This window comes from Vibrio sp. 10N.286.48.C11 (genome assembly GCF_041469805.1).
GTDB lineage: Bacteria > Pseudomonadota > Gammaproteobacteria > Enterobacterales > Vibrionaceae > Vibrio > Vibrio crassostreae_C.
The window spans coordinates 1-3,305 of record NZ_JBFRLK010000042.1 but is presented as its reverse complement, the minus strand read 5'-3'; the positions used below and the strand labels follow the sequence as shown (position 1 = coordinate 3,305).

Sequence of the window (3,305 nt, the reverse complement as noted above, 5' to 3'; positions counted from 1 at the left end):
AGTTATTATCTGAAATCGGGCTTTTCTTTTGAATCATGTTTAAAATTGAAATTCATACATGTTGGATATAATGATTTCATCTTCTAAGGTAATTCCATCTTCATCTGCTTGAGATTTAACAAAATCTAACCTGCATTCAGTGAACTCTTTGTTTTGCGAATCCGTCATCATAGACGTTATACTTTTAACCCCCGCACCTTTGTAGCAAGTCTTAATGCTTTCAAGCGCTTTTCTATGGTTTGCTTCACCATATTGAGTAGAACTTTCCCACTGGTTAATCCAAGCAATTTGTTCTTCTTCTGTTGAGCTACCACACCCAGTTAAAAATAAGCTAGTTAAACCACAGACTAGTGTCAATTTAATTATTTTACTCATAATATTCCTTGTGCGTTATAAATATTCACGTTGGATTTTAACATTGTCATCTAGAACGGTACAGATGATTTTTATATTTATAATGTTATCAATAGGTGTTTACATGAAAATCTACACCTTGTAGGCTTCTAAATATTTTTGTGATAATTGACAACAAGAAGTTGAATGGTATTTATATAATGTAGAGATTAACTTTTATATTGTTATATTGCAAGTAGGAAGTGGGGAACCCACTTACTTGATTTATCTAACGATAAATATGCAAATGTTCGCAAAAGGCTTTATTTGAATTAAACAGTATATACCGCATTAGCATTTGGTTTATCGACTATTTAATTTAAAAGAATCCGCATTACATTTGGAGGAAAAACATGAAAGAAACTATGTATGAAAAAGAATATTTACCATCTAAATTAAAACATCTTGAAATAATAATCATGCTGGTAAATGCAAACCATGAAGAAGAATTAGAAATAAAAAATAAATTAAACAACGAGGTGAAAAATGAAAAAAGAAGGCAAGCGAAAAGCAAATAAAACAAGTTTACATTTAAGACTTTCAACAGAAACAAAAACACATTTAGAAGAATTAAAATAACCCCTATCTGGCAGGGTAGTTGTCACTGTTAAAATTTAACCAGTTTGGGCGATAAAGAGTAATTGTGTCTCGTATCTCAGTAGAAAGAAAAGAAGCTATATTGAAGAAGCTATTACCTCCCTATTCAATGTCAGTTAAAGAAGTGTCGGAAGAGGAAGGAATTAGCACTGCGACCCTGTATCATTGGCGCCAGCAACTCAGACGTTCAGGAGCCGCCGTGCCAAATAGCAACACTTCATCAGAGCAGTGGTCAGCTCAAACTAAACTTGCCATTGTCGCTGAAACCTACTCAATGACAGAAAGTGAACTCAGCCAATATTGTCGTGAAAAAGGTCTTTTTCCAGAGCAAATCCAAAGCTGGCGCAGCGAATGTATGCAAGGGTTTAAGTCGAGTAAAGAGCAGGAAGCTGAAGCAAAGAAGCAGGCTAAAGCTGACAAACTTGAAATCAAAGAGTTGAAGAAAGATTTACGACTCAAAGAAAAAGCACTCGCTGAAACGGCCGCTCTCTTGGTACTAAGAAAAAAGCTGAGAGCCTTTTACGGGGAAGAGCCAGAGGACGACTAACCTCAACCGATGAAAGGCAGACCATAGTGACTCTTATCCTTGAAGCGAAGCAATGCGGGTGTCGTTTAGAGCCAGCTTGCCATGAAGTTCAAATCGACTTGAGAACGTATCGTCGCTGGTATCAGCAAGGTGAAGTTCAAGCTGACAAAAGGCCAATATGCCTCAGACCTGAGCCTGCTAACAAGCTGTCGCAGGAAGAGCGTGATGCGATAATCGAGGTGTGTAACCGCTCTGAGTTTGCAAGCTTGCCTCCAACTCAAATCGTCCCGACACTGCTTGATAGAGGTGAGTATATCGCCTCTGAGTCGAGCTACTATCGAGTACTGAGTACGCAGGGGCAACTTCACAAGCGAGGTCGTCAGCGGAGCAGACAGAAGCAAGCGAAGCCAACCAGTTACACAGCGACGGACTCAAACCAAGTCTATACGTGGGATATCACTTACTTACCTTCAAAAGTTCGAGGCCAACATTATTACCTGTATGTCATTGAGGACATCTACAGTCGAAAAATTGTTGGTTATGAAGTGTATGAGCATGAATGCGCTGAGCTGGCGTCACAACTTCTGCAACGAACGTTGATGCGAGAGCAGTGCTTCAATCAAGCTCTGGTTCTTCACTCCGATAATGGTGCGCCGATGAAGTCGTTGACGTTCAAAGCCAAAATGGAAGAGTTAGGTATTACTTCATCGTATAGTCGCCCAAGAGTCAGTGATGATAACCCGTATGTTGAGTCATTGTTCCGCACGGTAAAGTACATGCCAAGCTGCCCAACGAAGGGCTTTGAAACAATCGATAGTAGCCAAAGTTGGGTTGAAGCCTTCGTACGCTGGTACAACACCGAGCACAAGCACAGTCAGCTAAATTACGTCACGCCTTCAGAGCGTCACAATGGAAAAGATAAAGAGATCTTGAAGCGTCGTGTAGAGGTATTGCTCGCTGCAAAACAGCGAAAGCCTGAGCGGTGGTCTGGTGATATCAGGAACTGTGCGCCTGTTGGTGACGTTCACCTAAATCCAGAAAGAGAAGCTGCTTAATAAGTAAGCAAATGATGACAACTACCTTGAAAAACACCGGAACTTGGAGACTTTGATAATTTTGAAGAAACTATCTTGGCTTACATGTCCCAGAACGGAACAGAAGTAAAAAAAGTATATGTTGATGAAGATGGTCATTGTATAAAAGTAGTTAATTTCCTAATAAAATTCTCTACTAACTTGAATCAACTGGCAAAAATTGCTAATCAGCAAGGCAGATTATCACAAGAACAAATTGCAGAATTTCAAACAAATCATATGGCATTAATCAAAGCAAAGAGGCACTTGACTAACAATGTAAAGATACTAAAAAAGAGGTTATAGAATGGCAGTATTTAGAGTATTACATGAGGGAAAAACATTAAGAGGACTCCACGGAACAGTAAGATACAACTCAGTCGATAAGAAAGGCTTAAACAGCCCAGAGAACCCAAGACTGATCGGTGTTGAGTCAAACTGTGGCTTTTGTTTGAACGTCAACGACAAAGACGAATATAAACGATTAAAAGACAGTTTTATCATGTCTGTTGAGGCTAACTCAAAGCTATCTAAGAACTCTCGTCAATCCTATCTATACGAACATTCAATGATCTCTTTTTCAAAAGAAGACGATGAGAAATACACGCTTGAAGAACTGCAAAAACTAGCTGTTGAAGCGTGTGAACTCTACGATCCCAAGTTCAATGAAACTCCATTTATGCTCTTTCCTCAGACAGAGGCTTTGTTGCGTAATT

At 39.2% G+C, this 3,305-nt stretch carries 4 protein-coding genes and 1 pseudogene; 4 read left to right on the top strand and 1 reads right to left on the bottom strand.

The genetic code is table 11. From position 1 onward, the window contains the following. Positions 1-39: 39 nt before the first annotated feature. On the bottom strand, positions 40-375 hold the full coding sequence (locus AB4209_RS12155; RefSeq protein ID WP_372056001.1) for a hypothetical protein: 336 nt from the start codon (positions 373-375) through the stop codon (positions 40-42). Between the two features lie 371 nt (positions 376-746). On the opposite strand from AB4209_RS12155, the gene AB4209_RS12150 reads away from it, so the two are divergent. The 4 genes and pseudogenes from AB4209_RS12150 to AB4209_RS12135 all read left to right on the top strand — a co-directional run. Next, positions 747-911: a hypothetical protein gene (locus AB4209_RS12150; RefSeq protein WP_372055999.1), complete on the top strand. Its 165-nt coding sequence runs from the start codon at positions 747-749 to the stop codon at positions 909-911. A 125-nt stretch (positions 912-1,036) separates the two neighbouring features. After that, a protein-coding gene (locus AB4209_RS12145; protein WP_372055997.1) for an IS3 family transposase occupies positions 1,037-2,571 on the top strand; the annotation gives its coding sequence in 2 pieces (ribosomal slippage) (positions 1,037-1,490 and positions 1,490-2,571; 1,536 coding nt in all). A gap of 84 nt (positions 2,572-2,655) precedes the next feature. Continuing rightward, positions 2,656-2,895, top strand: coding sequence for a plasmid mobilization relaxosome protein MobC (gene mobC / locus AB4209_RS12140; protein ID WP_372056003.1), 240 nt, complete (start codon positions 2,656-2,658; stop codon positions 2,893-2,895). A gap of 1 nt (position 2,896) precedes the next feature. Beyond that, positions 2,897-3,305: pseudogene (locus AB4209_RS12135) on the top strand (hypothetical protein); the annotation flags it as partial.